Genomic DNA, 1,392 nt, shown 5'->3' with positions numbered 1-1,392 from the left:
GGCGGGATCCCATACGGCCATTGTTGGCCCCAACGGCGCCGGCAAGAGCACCTTGGTGCAGGCCATCTTGGGCATCCTGCCGCGGCAGTGTGGCTCGGTTTCCATCCTAGGGGAGCCGCTGCGCCTGTCAGGGTACTTGCCCCAGAAAGTGCGGCAGCAGCTTGCCTATGTGCCGCAGCGCTTGCACTTCAACCCCGCCCTCCCCCTAACAGTGGCGGAGTTTGTCGCCCTGGGCTGGGGATCCCTTAGGCCCCGCTGGCCCTGGCAGCAGCGAGCTGCTCGGCAGGAGGCCGTCCAGAAAGCCTTGCAACGGGCCGAGGCTCTGCACCTGGCCTCTAAGCCCCTGGGTCAACTGAGCGGCGGCGAGCTGAAGCGGGTGTTGTTGGCCTATTGTCTAGTCTGGCCGCGGCGGCTGCTGGTGCTGGACGAGGCCCCCGCTGGTCTAGATAGCCTCAGCGAAGGGGAGTTCTATCGGCTATTGGAAGAGCTGCGCCGCTCCCTGGGCTGGGCCATCCTGCAGGTCTCCCACGACCTAGAGATGGTGTCCCGCTACTGTGACCGCGTGCTGTGTCTCAACCGCTCCCTGATTTGTCAGGGATCCCCTGAGGCGGCCCTGGCGCCGGAGATGCTCAGCCGCGTCTACGGCCCCGAGTTTGCCCGCTACATCCACCACCACTGAGGAGGGGCAATGCCGGAGACCTGGGCGCAGGTGGTGGAATGGCTGCAGCTGCCCTTCATGCAGCGGGCTCTCCTAGGCGGCATCCTGACGGGGGTGACGGGGGGGCTTTTGGGCAGTTTTGCCATCTTTCGGCAGTTGGCGTTTTTTAGTGATGCCTTGGGGCATTCGGCGCTGCTGGGTATTCTCGTGGGAGTGGCCTTGGGGCTGGATCCCACGGCAGTGCTGATGGTGTTTGGGGTAGTGTTTGCCCTGGGGGTGACTTTTGTCCTGGAACACACCCAGCTTTCGGCGGATGCGGTGCTAAACATCATCTACTCCTCCTCCTTGGCCCTGGCCATCATTGGCCTCAGCCTGATCCCTGGCTACCGCGGCAACCTTAACCAGTTGCTGCTTGGGGATATTCTCGGCATCAGTCTGCCGGCCTTGTGGATGAGCGGCCTGCTCCTGCTCTTGGCTCTGGGGTATATTGGGCTGACCTTGCCTGCCCAGATGCTGCTCACCCTGGATGAGTCGCTGGCGCGGGCGCGGGGGGTAGAGGGGGGCTGGCAGCGGCTGGCCTTTGTGGTGCTGCTGGCGCTGGTGGTGGCTCTGTCGATCCGCTCGGTGGGGGTGCTATTGGTGAGCGCCTTTGTGGTGATCCCTGCCTCGACGGCGCGGCTTTTGGCATCCAGCTTTACAACCTATGTGCTGCTGGCCATGGGCTTGGGGGGCTT

The 1,392-nt window shown here is 64.1% G+C and carries 2 protein-coding genes; both read left to right on the top strand.

The annotated features are described in order from the left end of the window. Nucleotides 1-679 (top strand): metal ABC transporter ATP-binding protein (locus tag NW863_RS11110; protein ID WP_414366385.1); only part of this gene is annotated, 679 nt, incomplete at its 5' end. A gap of 9 nt (nucleotides 680-688) precedes the next feature. Continuing rightward, nucleotides 689-1,392, top strand: a 704-nt coding sequence (locus tag NW863_RS11105; RefSeq protein ID WP_414366382.1) for a metal ABC transporter permease, incomplete at its 3' end; no start/stop codon positions are given.

Origin of the sequence: Synechococcus sp. B60.1 (assembly GCF_047462555.1) — a bacterium.
Taxonomy (GTDB): Bacteria; Cyanobacteriota; Cyanobacteriia; order Thermostichales; family Thermostichaceae; genus Thermostichus.
Note: the sequence above shows the minus strand (reverse complement) of the source record. Positions and strands in the feature narration are given on the sequence as shown.